Annotated in this window: 13 protein-coding genes; 9 read left to right on the forward strand and 4 right to left on the reverse strand. The window is 42.7% G+C overall.

The genetic code is table 11. The features are described 5' to 3' along the window. The first annotated feature begins 14 nt into the window (after positions 1-14). The 5 genes from J7I42_RS27120 to J7I42_RS27140 all read left to right on the forward strand — a co-directional run bounded on the left by J7I42_RS27120 (position 15) and on the right by J7I42_RS27140 (position 7,776). A complete protein-coding gene (locus J7I42_RS27120; protein ID WP_209142112.1) occupies positions 15-1,289 on the forward strand; it encodes a TIM barrel protein in 1,275 nt (424 codons plus the stop codon). 121 nt (positions 1,290-1,410) lie between these two features. Continuing rightward, positions 1,411-2,799: an FGGY-family carbohydrate kinase gene (locus J7I42_RS27125; RefSeq protein ID WP_209142114.1), complete on the forward strand. Its 1,389-nt coding sequence runs from the start codon at positions 1,411-1,413 to the stop codon at positions 2,797-2,799. A gap of 697 nt (positions 2,800-3,496) precedes the next feature. Continuing rightward, positions 3,497-4,723, forward strand: a complete 1,227-nt coding sequence (locus J7I42_RS27130) for a TlpA family protein disulfide reductase (RefSeq protein ID WP_209142116.1) — start codon at positions 3,497-3,499, stop codon at positions 4,721-4,723. A 281-nt stretch (positions 4,724-5,004) separates the two neighbouring features. Beyond that, entirely contained in the window at positions 5,005-6,348 is a 1,344-nt protein-coding gene (locus J7I42_RS27135; RefSeq protein ID WP_209142118.1) for a glycoside hydrolase family 88/105 protein, read from the forward strand. A gap of 93 nt (positions 6,349-6,441) precedes the next feature. Further along, on the forward strand, positions 6,442-7,776 hold the full coding sequence (locus J7I42_RS27140; RefSeq protein ID WP_209142120.1) for a rhamnogalacturonan acetylesterase: 1,335 nt from the start codon (positions 6,442-6,444) through the stop codon (positions 7,774-7,776). Positions 7,777-7,907: 131 nt separating this feature from the next. On the opposite strand, the gene J7I42_RS27145 is transcribed toward J7I42_RS27140, so the two are convergent. Further along, the gene (locus J7I42_RS27145; protein WP_209142122.1) at positions 7,908-8,351 is read right to left on the reverse strand and encodes a hypothetical protein; all 444 of its coding nucleotides are present in this window, start codon (positions 8,349-8,351) and stop codon (positions 7,908-7,910) included. Positions 8,352-8,654: 303 nt separating this feature from the next. Between J7I42_RS27145 and J7I42_RS27150 the strand changes: the two genes are divergently transcribed. Next, a complete protein-coding gene (locus tag J7I42_RS27150) occupies positions 8,655-11,465 on the forward strand; it encodes a family 78 glycoside hydrolase catalytic domain (RefSeq protein WP_209142124.1) in 2,811 nt (936 codons plus the stop codon). Positions 11,466-11,575: 110 nt separating this feature from the next. On the opposite strand, the gene J7I42_RS27155 is transcribed toward J7I42_RS27150, so the two are convergent. Together J7I42_RS27155 and J7I42_RS27160 are read right to left on the reverse strand one after the other, a co-directional pair. Next, the gene (locus J7I42_RS27155; protein WP_209142126.1) at positions 11,576-11,941 is read right to left on the reverse strand and encodes a nuclear transport factor 2 family protein; all 366 of its coding nucleotides are present in this window, start codon (positions 11,939-11,941) and stop codon (positions 11,576-11,578) included. A 278-nt stretch (positions 11,942-12,219) separates the two neighbouring features. Continuing rightward, entirely contained in the window at positions 12,220-12,360 is a 141-nt protein-coding gene (locus tag J7I42_RS27160; protein ID WP_209142128.1) for a hypothetical protein, read from the reverse strand. A 2-nt stretch (positions 12,361-12,362) separates the two neighbouring features. Between J7I42_RS27160 and J7I42_RS27165 the strand changes: the two genes are divergently transcribed. Both J7I42_RS27165 and J7I42_RS27170 read left to right on the forward strand, forming a co-directional pair. Then, complete coding sequence (locus J7I42_RS27165; RefSeq protein ID WP_209142130.1) at positions 12,363-12,989, forward strand: hypothetical protein; 627 nt, start codon at positions 12,363-12,365, stop codon at positions 12,987-12,989. A 102-nt stretch (positions 12,990-13,091) separates the two neighbouring features. Further along, the gene (locus J7I42_RS27170; RefSeq protein ID WP_209142132.1) at positions 13,092-13,631 is read left to right on the forward strand and encodes a hypothetical protein; all 540 of its coding nucleotides are present in this window, start codon (positions 13,092-13,094) and stop codon (positions 13,629-13,631) included. 506 nt (positions 13,632-14,137) lie between these two features. On the opposite strand, the gene J7I42_RS27175 is transcribed toward J7I42_RS27170, so the two are convergent. Continuing rightward, on the reverse strand, positions 14,138-15,334 hold the full coding sequence (locus J7I42_RS27175) for a redoxin family protein (protein ID WP_209142134.1): 1,197 nt from the start codon (positions 15,332-15,334) through the stop codon (positions 14,138-14,140). Positions 15,335-16,306: 972 nt separating this feature from the next. Here J7I42_RS27175 and J7I42_RS27180 point away from each other — a divergent pair. Next, on the forward strand, positions 16,307-18,703 hold the full coding sequence (locus tag J7I42_RS27180) for an ATP synthase subunit B family protein (protein ID WP_209142136.1): 2,397 nt from the start codon (positions 16,307-16,309) through the stop codon (positions 18,701-18,703). Positions 18,704-18,711 lie beyond the last annotated feature (8 nt).

Here is an 18,711-nt window from a genome sequence, read left to right on the forward strand (position 1 = left end):
TTAAATACGATTGTATGCTGATAGATAAGTACAAAATAGACGAGCACAATAATAATCTTCTTAAAGATCATAAACGCCGCTTTGATTTTGCAGCAGAAGGTGTTGCCGGTTTAGATAGTATCCTTAAAAAACTGGTCGACTTCCAGATTGCCATCCCCAGTTGGGCATTAGGCACTGGTGGTACCCGTTTTGGCCGTTTCTCCGGTGGTGGCGAGCCCCGCACACTCGAAGAAAAGATCGAGGATGTAGGTTTGTTGCATTCACTTAACAAAAGCGGTGGCGCTATCTCGCTGCACATTCCCTGGGATATTCCAAAAGACGCCAAAGCTATCAAAGCCCTGGCTGCCCAGCATGGTTTGCGCTTCGATGCCGTGAATTCCAACACGTTCCAGGATCAGCCCGATCAAAAGCACAGCTACAAATTCGGCTCTCTGCAACACGTTGATAAAGCTACCCGCAAACAGGCTATTGATCATAATATTGAAGTAATAAAACAAGGGGTAGAACTGGGCTCAGATTCTATCACTGTTTGGTTGTCGGATGGCTCCTGCTTTCCCGGTCAGTTGAATTTCCGTAAGGCATTTCAACGCACACTGGATAGCCTGCACGAAATTTATGCAGCGCTGCCCGATAACTTTAAAATGTTTGTTGAATACAAAGCGTTTGAACCCAACTTCTACTCAATGACAGTAGGCGACTGGGGACAATCACTGCTGTATGCCAGCAAACTGGGCCCCAAAGCTTATACGCTGGTTGACCTTGGCCACCATTTGCCCAATGCCAATATTGAGCAGATCGTAGCCCTGTTACTGAGCGAAGGCAAACTCGGCGGTTTCCACTTCAACGATTCTAAATACGGTGATGATGACCTTACTGTAGGCAGCATCAATCCTTATCAGCTGTTCCTGATCTTTAATGAACTGGTAGAAGGTATGGATGCCCGTGGCATGCAACACGCTACCGATCTGGGTTGGATGATCGATGCATCACACAACGTAAAAGACCCGCTGGAAGATCTGCTGCAATCAGTAGAAGCCATCAAGATCGCTTATGCACAGGCGTTGCTGGTTGATACCAAAGCATTACAGGCTGCCCAGGATGCCAGTGATGTGGCCAAAGCACAGGAGATTTTGCAACAGGCATACCGTACCGATGTACGTGCATTGGTAGCTGAATCCCGTTTGCAAGCCGGCGCCGCATTACAGCCATTGCAATTGTACCGTCAGCTGAAAGTAAGAGAGAACTTAATAAAAGAGCGCGGTCAGAAGACCGTTGCTACTGGATTATAAAAACCGTTACAGGTTACAGGTTACACGTTGCAGGGTGGTTTTACCCCTTGAAATCTGTAACTTGTAACCTGTAACTGTTTCTTAATATTACCGAACGAACTAGTGAGTGAAATAGCGACTAATGAACAAAACTTCCGTCATAGCGATTTTTGATATTGGTAAAACCAATAAAAAGTTATTCCTGTTTGATGAGCAGTACAATATTGTGTTGGAGAAAAGCCAGCAGTTTGCAGAAATAACCGATGAAGAGGGAGATGCCTGTGAAGACCTGACCGCCCTTACCAACTGGGTACGTAGCTGTTTGCAGGATGTGTTTAATGACCCGCGTTTTCAGGTGCGTGCATTGAACTTCAGTACCTATGGCGCCAGCTTTGTTCATATTGATAAAGAAGGAAAAGCCGCCGCCCCATTATACAATTACCTGAAGCCATATCCTGCCGATCTGCAGGAAGGGTTCTATCAGAAATATGGTGGCGAAATAACCTTCTCCATTTATACCGCCTCACCGGTATTGGGTAACCTGAATTCAGGCATGCAATTATACCGCCTGAAATACCAGAAACCCGAGTTGTTCGATCAGATACATTATTCCCTGCATTTACCGCAATACATGAGCTACCTGGTAACCGGTCGCGCTTATAGCGATATCACCAGTATTGGGTGTCATACCGGTTTATGGAACTTTCCGCAGAACCATTATCACGAATGGATCTATCGGGAGGCCATCAACGAGAAACTGGCGAATATTTTCCCGTCAGATCAATTAATGCCTTCCCAATGGCAGGGGCAGGCCCTGCTCACCGGGGTCGGACTGCATGATAGTTCTGCCGCCCTGATCCCTTATTTGTTTCACTTCACCGAGCCATTTGTGTTGTTATCAACCGGTACCTGGTGCATTGCATTGAACCCATTTAACCAAACCCGGTTAACGTATGAAGAGTTGCAACAGGATTGTTTGTGTTATATGGAATACCGGGGCAAACCCATCAAGGCATCGCGTCTGTTTGCCGGGTATGAACACGAGCAGCAAACAAAACGGCTGGCAGCCCATTTTAATGTAGCCCTCGATTATTACAAAACGGTAGCCTTTAATGCTGATCTGTTATCTTCCGCTCCTGTAGCCTCCGGCCCTGGTGCCGATAACAAGACCGGCAGATCAGCTATGGTACAGGAGTCAGCATTTGGCGCCCGCGACCTCAACAGCTTTGCTACCTACGAAGCCGCATACCACCAGTTTATGGCCGATCTGATGACGCAACAGGTAGCTTCGCTGAACCTGGTGTTGCATAACAGTCCGGTTAAAAAGATCTTTGTAGATGGCGGGTTTGGCAAGAATCCATTATACATGAATCTGCTGGCAAATGCATTCCCCACGCACGAAGTATATGCGGCCTCTATGGCCCAGGCATCGGCATTGGGCGCTGCACTGGCAGTTCACTCCGCCTGGAATAAAACCAATCCATCTTCTGATCTTATTGAACTAAAAGCCTATTCACTTGTAAAAGCATAAATTAGTTTTTGCTTTAGATCGCACCCTTGGACCTACGCGAGGTCTGCAATCAGGGAAAACCTACGTACTAAAGAACTAACAAACTAACTAACCAGATAACAAAGCAGGGTCATCCTTACGGGCGACCCTGTTTTGTTATAGGTATACTCCATGGGAGATATACACCTGTTCCGGCTAATACCCGGACATACAGTAACTATTAGCCGGAGATATCCCGTTCCTATAAAGGGGCGGGATATCTCCGGCTTAACTACGGGATATATACGGGATATCTACGGGATATCTATGGTAATAGCATGAATATAAAGTAGTTCTGCAGGCCTGTAAATATGGGTTTGCATAAACTAAACCAGGAGGGTGGGACAGCTATTCCTGGGGTATGGTTACATCCTAAGTGAGCAGGCTCATCAGCCTGTTTTGCTACTAATTACAAACAGCGAGAGCTAAACGAAGAGGTGTCACATTAAATAATTCTCGTATTAGTATATGCGCACTTATCGCCAAAAACAACACGCTTTTGGCTTAAAATTACACGCTTAATAAAAAAGAACCGACTACATTACAATTTGTAAGAAATCTTGTTTATGTTAGCTGCCTGAAAAATTGATTTCCCTAAACCTGTACTGGTGACAACCGATTGCAAATTCTTCCCCCCGATAAGTACTTGCTTAGGGCTGCTATTGACAGCCATGGACATATGAAAAAGAGATTTTTCCCCTGTATCATTTTAATACTGTCTTGTATTGGTTCCTTCATGGAAACTTACGCCCAAAAAGGCGTGGACAATACTTTATTTCAAATTGAAGGACAGGTTCTGGGAAAGGATACCGGAAAGATCGCCATCTGGTATACAGACGCATTAAATCAACCCCATTACGATCAACTTTGGCTTGATCAGGGCAGGTTCACATATGCTGGCCATATACGGGCTGTCGGTGAAGTTACGATCGTGACCGATCTGAATTTCAGATATTTTGATGACCTCAGTTTTATCCGGCTAATAGCAGAGCCGGGTTTAATAAAGATCGTCAAAAAAGTAGGCGTTAAAAAAGCCGCCATTTCCGGGTCAACTGCACAAATAGAAAAGGAGAAATGGGATAATGTTAAACGGGAGTATACCGATCCCGAAGAGCGGTGTTTTACAATACTTGATTCTTTAAGACTGCTTGATAAAAAAAATAATCAGCTTATTCATTCGGCACAAATTGATTCATTGCTTAAGAAGGCGAGCGTTTACAGGCAAAAGGGGTACAAAATGGATGTTGGTTATATTGTAAAGCACCCTGAGTCGTATGTAAGCGGGTATCTTTTATCAAAACTGTACAGGCAACTGTCCATTGATTCGGTGATGCAATTCTATACAACCCTGGCCGATAGCGTAAAGCTCAGTACGGTGGGTTGCGAGCTGCTGACGAAAATATATGCGCTTACTGATAACAAAGAGTTCAAGGCTAAATACCCATTATTCGACCCGGAATTGAATAAGCAGTTGCTGGAGGGGACCATGCATAATTTCACTTTAAAAGATATTACCGGTAACCCGGTTGACTTTAAAAAGTTCAAAGGGAAATACCTGGTCATAGATATTTGGGCAAGCTGGTGCGGGCCCTGTATTGCCAATATGCCTGCGTGGAATGAACTGATAAAAAAATATGATAACAGTTTAATTCAATTCATCAACGTGTCGATAGATATTGACACAGATGACTGGAAGCAGGCTGTAACGAAACACAATCCAGGGGGTGTTCAATTGCAGGAGCCGTCTGACTTCAACGGTTTATTTGCCCTGTATTGCAAGGTAAGGGCCTTACCTAAAATCATAATTGTTGACCCGGCTGGTAAAATTATAAACTATGAAGGGCCACACCCTAACCAACCGGAATTCAAAATATTATTAGACAGCCTGGTTAATACAAAAAACTGACCAATGTCATTAAAAACATTGCCTATAAGCACAATGAGCTAGATCATCCAGTTGTGATCTATGTTTTAACAATTGAGATAACCGCTCCGTTTCTACGTAGCGGTTTTTTATTTGTAATTGGCAGGATAGCACAGGATTGTGAGGTGTGGGCACAGGGTTATTTTTAGTTATTGAGTTCATGCGTTTTTAAGTTATTTAGGTCATATGTTCTTTAGTTTAAATGTAAGTAACTTAGGAACCCAATAACTCACTAACTAATTAACCAAGCACGATTGAAGCATATGAATAAAGTAGCTCACACTTTAGCAGGTTTACTCATTGTATCGCAAGCTTTCTCCCAGGCGAAACCCGGTACTGATGTTACCGCACCACTGCACGCTTTACAACCCGATTATCCCGTTCCTTACGGCGCCATGAGCGAAGCCGATATAAAGAAAGTATTGGATAAGGTATTCAATTACCTTGATGGGGTTACACCGGCGCAAATGATCAACAAACAAACAGGGCAGGAGGTGACCGATGCGTCACAATTTGATACGGCCTATGGAATAAAACCTGGTGATTTCCGGCTTACTGCCTATGAGTGGGGGGTAACCTACAGCGGTATGTTGTTGGCTGCAGAAACCAGTGGCGATACCCGTTACAGCGACTATGTAAAAAAACGATTGTCTTTTATAGCCAAATGGGTACCGGCCATAAAAAAGAAAGTAGCCGATGGTTCATTAAAGGGTAATTATGTTTTTCGTCAACCTGTAGAACCGCATGCCCTGGATGATTGCGGCGCCGTTTGTGCCGCCATGATCAAAGCTACCCGCAGCGGAATAAACAATGACCTGCGGCCGTTGATCGATAATTTCATAAACTATATCAGCACCAAAGAATATCGTTTGCCCGATGGTACGCTGGCCCGCAACCGGCCACAGAAAAATACCATGTGGTTAGATGACCTGTATATGGGCGTGCCGGCGCTGGCCCAAATGGGAAAGCTTACGGGCAAAACAAGTTATTATGATGATGCCGTAAAACAGATAAAACAATATACCCAGCGGATGTTCGATAAAGAAAAAGGTGTGTACATGCATGGCTGGGTTCAGGAGATGAACCCGCATCCGATGTTTTACTGGGGGCGTGCCAATGGCTGGGCTATTATGGCCATGTGTGAATTGCTGGATGTGTTACCGGAAACTCATCCCGGTCGCCCATTTGTATTACAGCAATTGCAGGCCCATGCAAAAGGACTGGCAGCTTTTCAATCAGGTTCCGGTTTCTGGCATCAATTGCTGAACCGCGAGGATTCGTACCTGGAAACATCGGCCACTGCTATTTATGCTTATTGTATAGCCCATGCCTGTAACAAAGGCTGGTTAAATGCCAAAGCCTATGCGCCTATGGCCATGCTGGCCTGGAATGCAGTCACCACAAAGGTGAATGCTACGGGTCAGGTAGAAGGAGTTTGTGTGGGTACGGGTATGGCTTTTGATCCGGCGTTCTATTATTATCGCCCGGTGAATGTGTATGCCGCTCACGGTTACGGACCGGTTTTATTAGCCGGGGCTGAAATGTTACGGTTAATTAAAAATGATGCTTTTAAGATAAACGACAGTTCATTGCAATATAATAAGTAACCAGTTCTTTAGTTTTTTAGTTTGTTAGTTATTTAGTTAATGGGTTTTGAACTAACAAACTGATAAACTAAAAAACTAACAAACTATACCCATATGAAATCGATAGGGTTGTCATTATTACTAATAACATCTGTAATAACTACCTATTCCCAAACTACGAGCTTTAAATTCGACTTTGGTACCACTAAAGCGGCCAACGGTTATATAGCCGTTACACCCAATACCCTCTTTTCAAAAGAAACCGGGTATGGCTTTGAAGCAGGGGCTGTGGTGCAGGCCATCGATCGGGGTGGCAATGCGCTTACCGGGGATTATCTAACCAGCAACAAACCCTTTTATTTCTCTGTTCAATTGCCCGATGGCAATTACGATATAAAACTGATCCTGGGTGATGTGAAGGGAACATCTGCCACCACGGTGCGCGTAGAGAACCGGCGGCTGATGCTGGAGAACATTCGCACTGCAAATGGAAAGCAGGTTACCAAAACCATTACTGTTCATGTTAAAGACAGCCTCATCAGAGATGCACAACAAAAAGAAACAGGTACAGTAAGATTGAAGTCGCGCGAGTATACGTATCGGCATTGGGACAACCTGCTTACGCTGGAGTTCAACGATTCCCTGCCCAAAGTATGTGCGGTGGAAATAACACCTAACCAAAAAGCCACCACTGTTTTTCTGGCGGGCAATTCTACGGTAGTTGACCAGGACCGGGAGCCCTGGGCTGCGTGGGGACAAATGGTCCCGCGTTTTTTTGAACCTGGTAATATCGCCATCGCCAATTATGCCGAATCGGGAGAGACCATGAAAGCCTTTGCCCGGGAACGGCGGCTGGAGAAAGTGTTCAGTCTGGCCAAACCGGGTGATTATTTATTCATAGAATTCACGCACAACGATCAAAAACCCGGCGGCAATCACCTCGATCCGTTCACTACCTATAAACAGACCATCAAAGAATGGATAGGGGAGGCACGCAAAAAAGGCATGACGCCTGTGCTGGTGACCTCTATGCATCGCCGTAATTTCGATTCAAGCGGTCATATCATCAATACCCTGAGTGATTATCCCGAAGCTATGCGGCAAACCGCGGCGGAAGAAAAGGTAGCGCTCATTGATCTGAATGCGATGAGCAAGACCTTGTATGAAGCCTGGGGACCGGAGCAATCACTCAAAGCATTTGTACATTATCCGGCCAATACTTTTCCCGGACAGGAAACTGCCCTGGCAGATAATACGCATTTTAGTCCGTATGGCGCTTATGAACTGGCGCGTTGTGTGGTGAAAGGAATGGTGGCTGCCAACCTGCCCATTGCGAAATATTTGGTCAAGGAGAAAATAGCCTTTGATCCGGCACATCCAGATGCAATTGGTCAATTTTACTGGCCTTTAAGCCCGGCTGTGACTGCGGTAAAGCCAGATGGGAATTAGTTGGTTAGTTGATCAGTTAACCAGTTGATCAGTTGACCAGGGCCGTTTCCCGTTTCACGATTTCCGGTCATAATGCAAACAACCGCCTTGTGGGCGGTTGTGCTGATAATGTGTGCAGATAATAAAATAGATCAGTATTTTTTAAAGTTGTCTGTTTGGTCCTGAACGTTGCCGGGAATGGTTCTGTCTATCCAATGCAGCGTTAATTCGCTGTCATTGATCTTAATGATCTCAGTGGTATCGCCATTTGCTATGAGCAGGTTCGTCGGTCCTTCAATAACTTTATAGTTGATAGTAGCGCTGCTCTGGCGATCCTCGCTGGTAATCCTGTTCCCTCTGAATTCCAAAGTATTTTCTCCCTTGGAAAAGATGGCAGCATCATTGATCACATTTCCATTAAAACTCAATGTCCAGTGTGAATCTGTCTGATACCATTTCCCTTGCAGCTTTTCGGGAAGGGTTGGGGCTTTTTTGTTATCAACTGTAATATTGTTTACAGTATTGCTTTTATTACAGGCAAGGGCGAATACGGATAAGGTTAACGCTAAAGCAAGGGTACACGGGGGTGTTTTCATACGATTTTAATATATGGGTTTTAAAGGGCGGCGCAAATGTATAAGTTGCACTCGGGGTTTGCAAGCTAGTTGCACAAGGGGAGGTAATTATATATAAAGCAGCCAAATAATTGACCATTTTAACGTTGACCATTCACGATTTTATTCTTACTTTGGCTCGCTCTGTGAATCAGATCACTATACACTTCCCTTGTTATTATTACGATAGTCGCGTTCGTATTTTTTCGAATGTGGGTTCCCTGGTATATAATAATGGATAACTATTATCGTTTTCCCTAAAACCTATTCAATATCTTATAAGGCATGAAAAAAAGTACACTTGTAGCCTCTCTCTTAGTGTTGGTTGGTTCTGTACCCGGTTTTGCACAGCCTCAACAACCTGCAAGACCCGTCGTGGTGAATCCGCGCGTTGAAAACCTTACTAATCCTGCAGGCCTCGAATTGACGCAGCCCCGTCTGAGCTGGGAAATAACCAGTACTGCCCGGGCTATTATGCAAACCAAATATCGCATTCTGGTGGCCGACGATTGGTCAAAACTGGTCCTTAACACCGGTAATATCTGGGACTCCAAAGAGGTGACCAGCGAACAATCGCTGCTGGTGCCCTATGGTGGTGCGCCGCTCAAGGCCGGTCAAACCTATTACTGGAAAGTAATGGTATGGGATAACCAGGGCCAGCTGTCTGACTATAGCAAGGATACCGCCAAATTTACCATGGGTTTAATGCAGCCTGCCGACTGGAGCAATGCCCAATGGATCGGTTACGATGAACTGGATGCGGCCAAAAGGTATGTGCCCGGTGTTCATGCCCCCGGCGCCAACAAAGATTACAAAGCGGTGGTAAGCGGTAATCACGTATTGCCATTACTCCGTAAATCATTTACAGTAAGCAAACCCGTTAAAAGAGCTACTGCTTTTGTTACCGGGTTAGGTCAATACGAACTGCACATCAATGGTGTTAAAATAGGCGATCAGTTTATGTCGCCCGGCTGGACAAACTACGACAAACGCGTTTTATACGACGTATTGGATGTAACCAGCCAGGTTACCAATGGCGACAACGCCATCGGGGTGATGCTCGGTAATGGGTTTTATAACATTCCCAACGAGCGTTACCGCAAAGCGTTGCTGGCTTATGGCAACCCCAAAATGATCATGAAACTGGTGGTTGAATATGCTGATGGTACCAAATCGGAAGTGATCTCTGATAACAGCTGGAAAACAGCCCCCGGTCCCATTACCTTTTCAAGTATCTATGCTGGTGAAGAATACAACGCTACCCTGGAACAGGATGGCTGGGACAAAGCAGCTTTCAACGATGGCAGCTGGAAGGCCGCGGTTGCTGTAAAAGCGCCTGCAGGCAAACTGGTTGCTGAAACCGGTACCCCGGTAAAAGTAATGCAAACCTTTGCCCCGCAAACCTGTGCGAAGAACAGCGATACTACTGTACTGTTTGACTTCGGACAGAACGCCAGCGGTGTTATCAAAATAACAGTGCGTGGTCAAAAAGGACAGGTAGTTCGCATTTTCCCTGCTGAACTACTTGGTGAAGAAAAACGCGTTAACCAAAAGAACAGCGGTAAGCCATATTTCTATTCTTATACCTGTAAAGGTACCGGTGATGAAGAGTGGACACCCCGCTTTTCTTTCTATGGCTTCCGCTATGCAGAAGTTTCATATGCAGCGCCAGATAGTATAAAAAGCAAAAAACTGACTGCCGTAATTAAGGATATCAAAATGCTGCATACCCGCAACTCGGCTCCGCAGATAGGTAAGTTCGATAGCAGGGAAGACCTGATGAATGATACCTATACACTGATCGATTGGGCTATCCGCAGCAATATGCAAAGCGTATTGAGTGATTGTCCGCACCGTGAAAAACTGGGTTGGTTAGAACAGTCCTACCTCATGGGCGAATCGATCCACTTCAATTATGACATTTACAGTCTGTATAAAAAGATCATTGCCGATATGATGGCCGACCAAACCACAGATGGATTGGTTCCTGATATCGCTCCGGAATTTGTAAAGTTTGATGACGGTTTCCGCGATTCACCCGAGTGGGGCAGTGCCGCTGTAATACTACCATACCTGATCTATCAATGGTATGGCGATAAAACGGTGATGCAGGAAGCATGGCCTATGATGACCAAATACGTGGCTTACCTGAAGTCAAAAGCCAATGGTAATATCCTGTCGCACGGTTTGGGCGACTGGTACGACCTGGGACCTAAATTCCCCGGCCTGGCCCAGTTAACTCCTAAAGAACTGACCGCAACCGCCATCTATTATTACGATATTGATCTGGTATCAAAAATGGCGAAGCTGATGGGTAAATCAGCCGATGCTACTCAATATGCTACTTTGGCTGCTGATGTGAAAAAATCGTTCAACACGAAATTCTATGATGCAGCTTCTCATAAGTATTCAACCGGCAGCCAGACTGCGATGGCCATGCCTTTAGCGGTAGGACTGGTTGAAGACGCTAACAAAGCAGCTGTGCTGGACCAATTGAAAACAGATATCATCACCAACGAAAGCGCGCTTACAGCCGGTGACATCGGTTTCCATTTCCTGGTTGATGCGTTAACCAAAAATGGTTCTTCTCAGATGGTGTATGATATGAACAGCGACGAAAAAGTGCCAGGTTATGGTTACCAACTGAAGAAGGGGGCAACTGCCTTGACCGAATCATGGGCAGCGTTGCCGGAAGTATCGAACAACCACCTGATGTTAGGTCACCTGATGCAATGGTTCTATGATGGCGTGGGTGGTATACACCAGGAAGATACATCCGTTGCTTACAAGAACATCATCATCAATCCCGAGCCGATCATGGGCTTGGAAAAAGGTAGCGTATCGTTCAACTCACCATACGGTAAAATTTATTCTGAGTGGGATCACCAATATGTATTCCACGTATTTACCATACAGGTACCACCAAATACAACAGCTACTATTTACCTGCCTACCCCGCCCAATGCTAATATTATGGAAAGTAATTCACCAATGAATTTACACAAGGAGATAAAGTCGTTGGGGTATGAAAAAGGCCGTCAGATCTACAAAGTAGGATCAGGTAAGTATAAGTTTATTATCAAGAAAGGCGCTTAATGCTGAACAATTAACGCAAAAGATAAAATACAGAACGCCCTGATCTCGGCTCAGCCGAGATCAGGGCGTTTTTATTTTGACGTTATGTAATGCCTGTTATGGCAAGGCCATTATTTTTTGCTTTCTACCACTGCCAGGTTGTTGATGAGCCGCCATTCGTTATCCGTATCCAGCACGAGCGAATTGTATGAAACAAAGTAGTTTTCTGAACTTTCCAGGCGCAGTTTGACCAATGCAATAGTGTTACTTTCATCTATTTGTTCAATCACCATTTTTCTCGGCAGACCGCCGAAAATGCCATCCCGGATATTTTGTAGGTACTTTTCCTTGTCGATGATCGTTACCCCAGGTGTTCCCATAAAACCATTGTTTGTTACCCGGAAGTCCTTATGAAGCACTTTATCTAATAATGCTACATCGCTGTTATCGCCGCCTTTTACAAAGTTTGTGATGGCTTGTTCTATTTTGTTTGACATAAAAATCATTTTACTGGTTAGATGATTGTGGTTGTTATGATAGAAAAACAGCCGAGTGAACGAAAACGTGACAACAATTTTAAAAAATTGGAATGTTTTTTTATTGCGGGTGACCTTGTCGCTTTTTTATTAGTTTTAGTGTACGGTTAAACGAAAATGATAGCAATGATCAATTTTTGGCGAATAACACTTAACCTTTTACAGCTTGCAGCATTCCTGTTTTGTGTCTTTAATTTAATTTTCTTATTCCTGGCGCACGGCAGTGGTCACCATATCCCTTATAAAACGAATATGATCCTGGGATTGCGGTGTGGTGGGTCTTTGATGGTATTGCTATTGTGCCGGTTGGTATTATGGGTGATGAAAAGAAAAGAATCTGGCGTTAAGGATTTATCTAAAATGTATTCATAATTCGCCATGTATGTTAAAATTATTTCAGTTGAAAACAATTCCCTATTTGCTCTTCATTTCACTGGTCTTCGCTGGGTGTAGCGATGTTGCCACTACTGAAAAAAGTAAAGGCGCCGATTCAACCAAACGAGTTGGCAGTTCTACTGTTAAAGCTGTTGAAGAGAAGGGGGAGTATAATGAGGAGGGGTATAATGAGGAGGAGGAGATCAAAAATTTTATCAGGCAAATGTCTCAATTATGTGAGAATCCGGTTATAAAAGATACTGTTTTTATTATGGGAAAGGATTCTGTTTCCTTAGCCTTTAATCATAATTGCACAGGTGACTCTTTTCCGCTGCCTGCGAAGTATCTGGAAACGTATAAACTGGACCGCTTTACCGGGCATTCCTTAAAAAGCGACATCGCGGTTAAGAAAAATGGAGTAAATGTTTTGAATAAACGAATAGAGAAAGGGGATTTTGAATCGCTTATTGACGGAAACCTTAAAGAATATGGCGTTCTGTTGTATCCACACATTGGAGCGGTCGGTGATACCATTTACATCGATTATAGCATTTCTATACCGCTTACAGATATTGGGATTGGGGTGAGAGCCAGTATTTTGAAAGATGGCAGTGTTCAATATACTCGCAACTGATACCTACGCGTCATTTCAAGAATAACATGCAAGTCCATGGCTACACGGGGACTTGTTTGTTGTGATTTCCCAGGTACGGCCGTTAAACCAAGGAATTAAACTATGCGCACATACTTATTTTTATCATTGTTGATAGCAGGATGTAGTTATTCCAGCAAACATAAAGGAACAGAGCTGACCTTCATTGAAGATGTTAAAAGTCTGGTGGGAAAGCCGGTCAAAGGACTGCGATCGGATAATATCAGCTTGCTTGGCGAAAGTATGATCGTAAAGGACACTGTTTTGGAAGATGAAGGAGTCAGCTGGAACGGGGCCGTTCTTTATTATAAACAACAGGGCGCCATTTTGCTTGAATCAAATTGGCAGGACAAAGAACATGTAAGCAGGATTACATTGCTCGATCCCTTGTTGAAAACAAGGAATGGTATTACTATCGGGTCCGAATATCGGGAGATATTACCGGTGATCGATTTTAAATCGTGGGTGAATTTCCCTGACGGTTATATCATGTTCAGGGATATGAAAAATCCATGGATTGTATATTCAATGAATACGGATTCTTCCGCCGGGCTTTTAAATCAACCTCTTGATCAAAAGACGATCCCCGGCACATTAAAAGTTGAAAGCATCATTGTTCAGTGATCGTTATTTTAGCTTTATGTGAGTACAGTATGGCCTCTGGACACCAATAGTAAAATCGGCTGAAATCCTTCATGGGTAAGGGATTTGTGTATCAGGTAGGGGCTTTGAGATCATAAGATGGCTTAAAACATGGTTATGATAGTAATTTGCGACACCGTACTTTTACATCATCAACCCGCCTACGCCACTCCTTCGTTAAAGTTTCGGAGTGCAAAGCAAGGCTACGGCGGGCGAAGCAAGAAAGTAGCGGAAGAATGATCAGAAGTAAAAGCTTCATTCCAAATCAGATTTTATCTTTTTTTCATATGGCAAGCAATCGTTAGAGGTCGACTGTTTCTACAGAGGACCTTTTTTCTTTTTATGGCAATCCCCAACAGTCCTGCATAGCCGGTGTGGTAATCTATTCAAACCTGAGTCTGGTGAAATTTCTAAAATCTGGTATTGGTAACAAAATGCAGGTTCAATTCCTGTTCGATACTTTACAAAGCGCCGCAGGCCATATGCACTTATCTGATGGTAATTACAAGAACGTCAATTTCTTTTTGATCTTTCACAAGTTCAAGGCCAAGTTTTGCTAAACTGTCTTTTGTTGATTGTAAACGGTCAACATTGTTTTTAAAAAATTCTATATCATAGTATTTTGTCAAACCTGTGGCATCATAAATTGGATAACGCAATTCGTTTTCTATATAGCTGATGAATGTTTTGATGGGGATACCCTCTCCACTGAATTCTAAACCGGAAGAAGAGAACCTATTGTATGATTTCGTTGATTCCTTTATTGAAATTTGTTTCCCTTCAATGAGTTTTAATACATAGCAGGGTATGGTCCTTTTTTGTACCTCGCCTTTAACAGGGAGGTGATCGTTAAGCTCTTTTTGGAAGAGTGCTTTTAGATTTGCTTTGTCATTTTCTGCTACAATAAAGTCAATGCAATAGGAATTTTGATTACTTTCTAAACTGTCCTCTTTTGTAGGATATATTATTTTTCTAGTGGTTGAGATCTCATAGGCATCTTTTAAAATTATAGCTGGAACGAGATTGATTATTGTTATTCGTCTGTTTCCGAATGTCCCAATTCGTGGCTTTTTCATCATTGGTGTTATTCCTTTTAACGCTGGCTGTAATACGAAGGAATATATAGTAGTACTATCTAGGTTTACCGGATTTTGGTCTTCAGATAATAATTTTGTTCCTCTGTTTTCTGATAAGTTAAGCTGATTTGCAATTATTAAATTATTAATTACTGCACTATCTATTTTTACCATTTCAGTAATGCTTACAACATAATTGTTTTTGTCAATAAGAACAGCGTGACCTGCAGTTTGTAAGTCAAAAATATTCCATAAGTTATTTGAAGGGTCAGACGCAAACCAAATTTTACTTGGCCTTTTTTGTAAAAAGGTTTTTAGCTTTTGTTCATTATCATTAGATACTCCTATTATTTGAACTTTGTCGCCGAATATTTTTTGAAGCTTACCCAGGTTTATCATTTCAGGTATACAGGGAGCACACCAGGTTCCCCAAAAAGCAAGTATTGTCGGCTTGCCTTTTAAATCTGAAATGTCAATCGTTGTACCTGGAGCGTTTACAAGTTTATCAAAATAATATTTAGGGGTCTTGTCACCAATTTTAACAAGTCCCTGTCCAAAAGAAAATGCAGCCGAGAAAATAAAGGCGGTTGAAATAATAGTAAGTTTCATTATGTTTTGGTGTTTCCGTTAGTATAACATACAGTACTTAAATTTAAGGCTTAACCGACGTTGGAACAAAAAAACAGAAATGATGATCAAAGCGCTAGCATTCGCCCGGGAGCTGAACAACAACGTTAGCCGGTACGCTGAAAGGTTTGGCGGGCTAAGTCGGGTGGTAAATCATTTTCATGCTTTACCGATCTGCCTGAAGTTGATTGGAGTATTTCTAATGAGTGGCGATCGCATCGACAGATCACAACTATTCTCACACGTCTACTCAATTAAAAATTAAATTTCTCTGAGTCAAAGTACAACAAGCATTTTGTCTCTCACGGGATCGTATAGTTCTAATTTATATATTAAGTTTGTTAAATGTGAAGAATGGGAATGGCCAGGCTTTACCCCAAAGAAAAAGATATCAACATGTAGTGGAGCTGATTAAACCGATAGGTGTGTTGTTTTAAACAATAGGTGCGTAGATTTTGCCAAAAATCGTGTAAATGAAATTAAGACTGTTGGTACTGCGTTAATCACGTGAATACAAATACATATTCGCATTTTTCTTTTTACTTTCTTTTTTTATACCTTTGAGTCATCAATAAATGTAGTTGGCATAAAAAATAAACCATAGCACTTTTCCCATGCTATTATTTTTTAATATTATTTCCCGAATGCCCATTATTCCTTTATTGTTAATGAAAATGTAGAAGACTACAGCTATTTTAATTAATGCTAGTAGATTGTTCCAACATTAAATTTGATTGAATTTAATCGATTCAGGTGGCATCGGTCTGCTTAAAGATCAGCTACGTGTATGCATTTATAAATACCAACCCTAACCGACTTAATCATGAGGAAACCATTTTTATTCTATTATCTGCAAGCAAACGATCTCTTCTCTGCACCGGAAACTTACTACCGGAAGTAGTACACTATTAACATATTGAATTTTGATTCCGCTTTGATTTACAAATGCGAACTATGAATGCTATGTCTATACGGCAGGTAATTGCTATTGTCTGCACTTTATTTTTTATAAGTTTTGTTGCTGTGCCTGCTTATTCGCAGGAAGGAAAACTACCCGGGGCAGATTCCATTGCCTCTAAAGTAACAGGGGAGGCTAGACGTGAATTATCGGGTATCAAAGATAAAATGCATTGGCCGGTAACGGATACCACGCTGCCATTAAAGGAACTGAGATCGGGAAAAAAGGAATTGATGGGTTTGGTAGCTGAACCGATGGCTATGCGACAACAGTTGGCCTCAAAGATCGCGTTGTTTGATGATGGTAAGTTTGTTCAACCCGGAAAGGTAAACGCCTCAATTGATTATACGTATCTGAGAGATACTTCGGGTATGGAACTGGGTGCTTTAAAAAGCCTGGGCAGTGTTTATAGTTATAACCTAAGCGGCGGTGTTAGTTTATTTGATCTGCCGGTGAACCTGGCATTTAAAGGAATGAACGGGGTTTATAGCACCGACTACACGTCCTTTAATAAATTGCTGCAATTCAATTTTGATCAGAAAAAGTACCTGCAGACCATTCAGCAAAAAGCAGCTGAGAAGCTTGATCCTGAAACGCTTACCGCGTTAACAATGAACCGGATCAATGCTATAAAAGCAAACTATGAAAAGGCGCTGAAAAATGAGATTGCAGACCTGCAAAATGATTATAAAGAGAAGTATAAAACAGCCGTGCAATTACCTGATGGGATAACCGATCTGTCAAAAACCGATCAGTCGGTGTTGAAATCAAGGATAATAAATGAGGTCAATGCGGCTTCCCCGGCTATGAAAGATTCAATTGCAGCTGGTAATGAGGCGCATGAGGGAAAGCTGGCGATGCTGGAGAAAGTGTATCAGAAAATCTTAGCGAGCAAGGAAAAGTTTGAGAACAATAAACAGGTAAAACAGCTGAAGTCGAACCTGCCTTTTACCAAGGACAATTATAAAACGTTTTTAAAGGACCCCACTAACCTGGAAAAGCTCGTTGATGAGCATATGGAATTAGGCCCTTTGCAGCGAATATTCATGAATATGAAAAAGCTGAACCTGGGACAGAATGCGGTAAAAGATGGCGACTTTTCCTTACAGAATGTGGTGAATTCAGGTATCAATACTGAATTCCAAAATAAAAAGGCGAGCGTAGGGTTTATTTATGGTAGAAATAATAACACCAACAACTGGTTGCAGTCGGGATTGACCAGTGGTGTTACCAATGAATATTCCAGTGTTACGGGGTTTAAATTTGGCACCGGTACCGGAAGTGCTTCCCAACAGTATCTTACGGTGAACTTTTTTGACTTCAAGGATTTTTCACAGCTAGGTAATAGCGACAAACCGCTTCAATCGGCATACATGGCGATGCCGCAACGCCGCGATGGGGTTATCTCTTTTCATTCTGATTTTGAAGTAGCGCCTAAACACGCTGTAAAACTGGATGTGTCAAAGTCTTTTGGTTCCTATATTAATAATATTTCTGCCGATAGCCAGGCTTACAAGGCAAACCCGTATAGTAGTTTATTAGGAAATGCCGGTAAATCGAATTACGCGGCCATGGTAGATTACAATGGCGAGATCTTAAGTACTGATGTGCACGTGTTTGTAAAAAAGGTAGGCTTGGGCTATAACAACCCTGGTAACGTTTTACTGCGGTCGGGAGAATCAAAAGTAGGATTTGGCGTTGCCAGAAAAATGAACAAGCAATTGACCCTGCGTTACAATATTGATTACAGCAAAAGGGATTTTGATCCGGCAAAACTGTATACTAATAAGGCATTGAATAACAAATTGCAGGTAAACTACCGGATTAATCGCAACTATCGGATTGGATTAAGCTGGCAGCATACGGCCTATAATTCAAAACTATTTGCGGAAGGGACCAATAAAGGAAACAATTCCCGGTTACAGGCAGATGGCGCTTATACCGTGCGGGCGTGGGGCAAAAAGCTGATGAACAATATTACTGTTAGCCGGCAGGTAATGAATATCCCCATGTTGCTGGAGGAGAATTACAAGAGCACTGCGGTGCTGGTAATGCATTCCTCAACCATGACGGTAAATAAAAATCCTTTATCGCTGACCTTATTATTAAACAGATCGAATAATAAAGATTACCTGTTCAATACCTCTATGTTCTCTTCCGAATCCAGCTATTCATATCCAATAACAAGTACGATCAGACTGGGTAATAGCCTGGGGTATTATGACAATGCTGGCTGGAACAAACAGGTAGGTATTAAACAACAGGTAAGCGCGGTGTTAATGAGCAAGCTGAACATCGATGTAGACCTTACTTATAAAAAAGCGGTAAAGACCATCCGGTCAGAACTGGCAAATCAACTTTTTGTAACAGCCGGCATGCACCTGAATTTTTAAATGAAGCG

It is taken from the genome of Niastella soli (assembly GCF_017742245.1).
Taxonomy (GTDB): Bacteria; Bacteroidota; Bacteroidia; order Chitinophagales; family Chitinophagaceae; genus Niastella; species Niastella soli.

Bases quoted from the DNA above. Each gene is read 5' to 3' on its own strand.
- J7I42_RS27135 (WP_209142118.1), top strand. From the start codon at position 5,005: ATGAATAAAGTAGCTCACACTTTAGCAGGTTTACTCATTGTATCGCAA.
- J7I42_RS27180 (WP_209142136.1), top strand. From the start codon at position 16,307: ATGAATGCTATGTCTATACGGCAGGTAATTGCTATTGTCTGCACTTTA.
- J7I42_RS27150 (WP_209142124.1), top strand. From the start codon at position 8,655: ATGAAAAAAAGTACACTTGTAGCCTCTCTCTTAGTGTTGGTTGGTTCT.
- J7I42_RS27170 (WP_209142132.1), top strand. From the start codon at position 13,092: ATGCGCACATACTTATTTTTATCATTGTTGATAGCAGGATGTAGTTAT.
- J7I42_RS27120 (WP_209142112.1), top strand. From the start codon at position 15: ATGCTGATAGATAAGTACAAAATAGACGAGCACAATAATAATCTTCTT.
- J7I42_RS27165 (WP_209142130.1), top strand. From the start codon at position 12,363: ATGTTAAAATTATTTCAGTTGAAAACAATTCCCTATTTGCTCTTCATT.
- J7I42_RS27130 (WP_209142116.1), top strand. From the start codon at position 3,497: ATGAAAAAGAGATTTTTCCCCTGTATCATTTTAATACTGTCTTGTATT.
- J7I42_RS27145 (WP_209142122.1), bottom strand. From the start codon at position 8,351: ATGAAAACACCCCCGTGTACCCTTGCTTTAGCGTTAACCTTATCCGTA.
- J7I42_RS27160 (WP_209142128.1), bottom strand. From the start codon at position 12,360: ATGGCGAATTATGAATACATTTTAGATAAATCCTTAACGCCAGATTCT.
- J7I42_RS27140 (WP_209142120.1), top strand. From the start codon at position 6,442: ATGAAATCGATAGGGTTGTCATTATTACTAATAACATCTGTAATAACT.
- J7I42_RS27125 (WP_209142114.1), top strand. From the start codon at position 1,411: ATGAACAAAACTTCCGTCATAGCGATTTTTGATATTGGTAAAACCAAT.
- J7I42_RS27175 (WP_209142134.1), bottom strand. From the start codon at position 15,334: ATGAAACTTACTATTATTTCAACCGCCTTTATTTTCTCGGCTGCATTT.
- J7I42_RS27155 (WP_209142126.1), bottom strand. From the start codon at position 11,941: ATGTCAAACAAAATAGAACAAGCCATCACAAACTTTGTAAAAGGCGGC.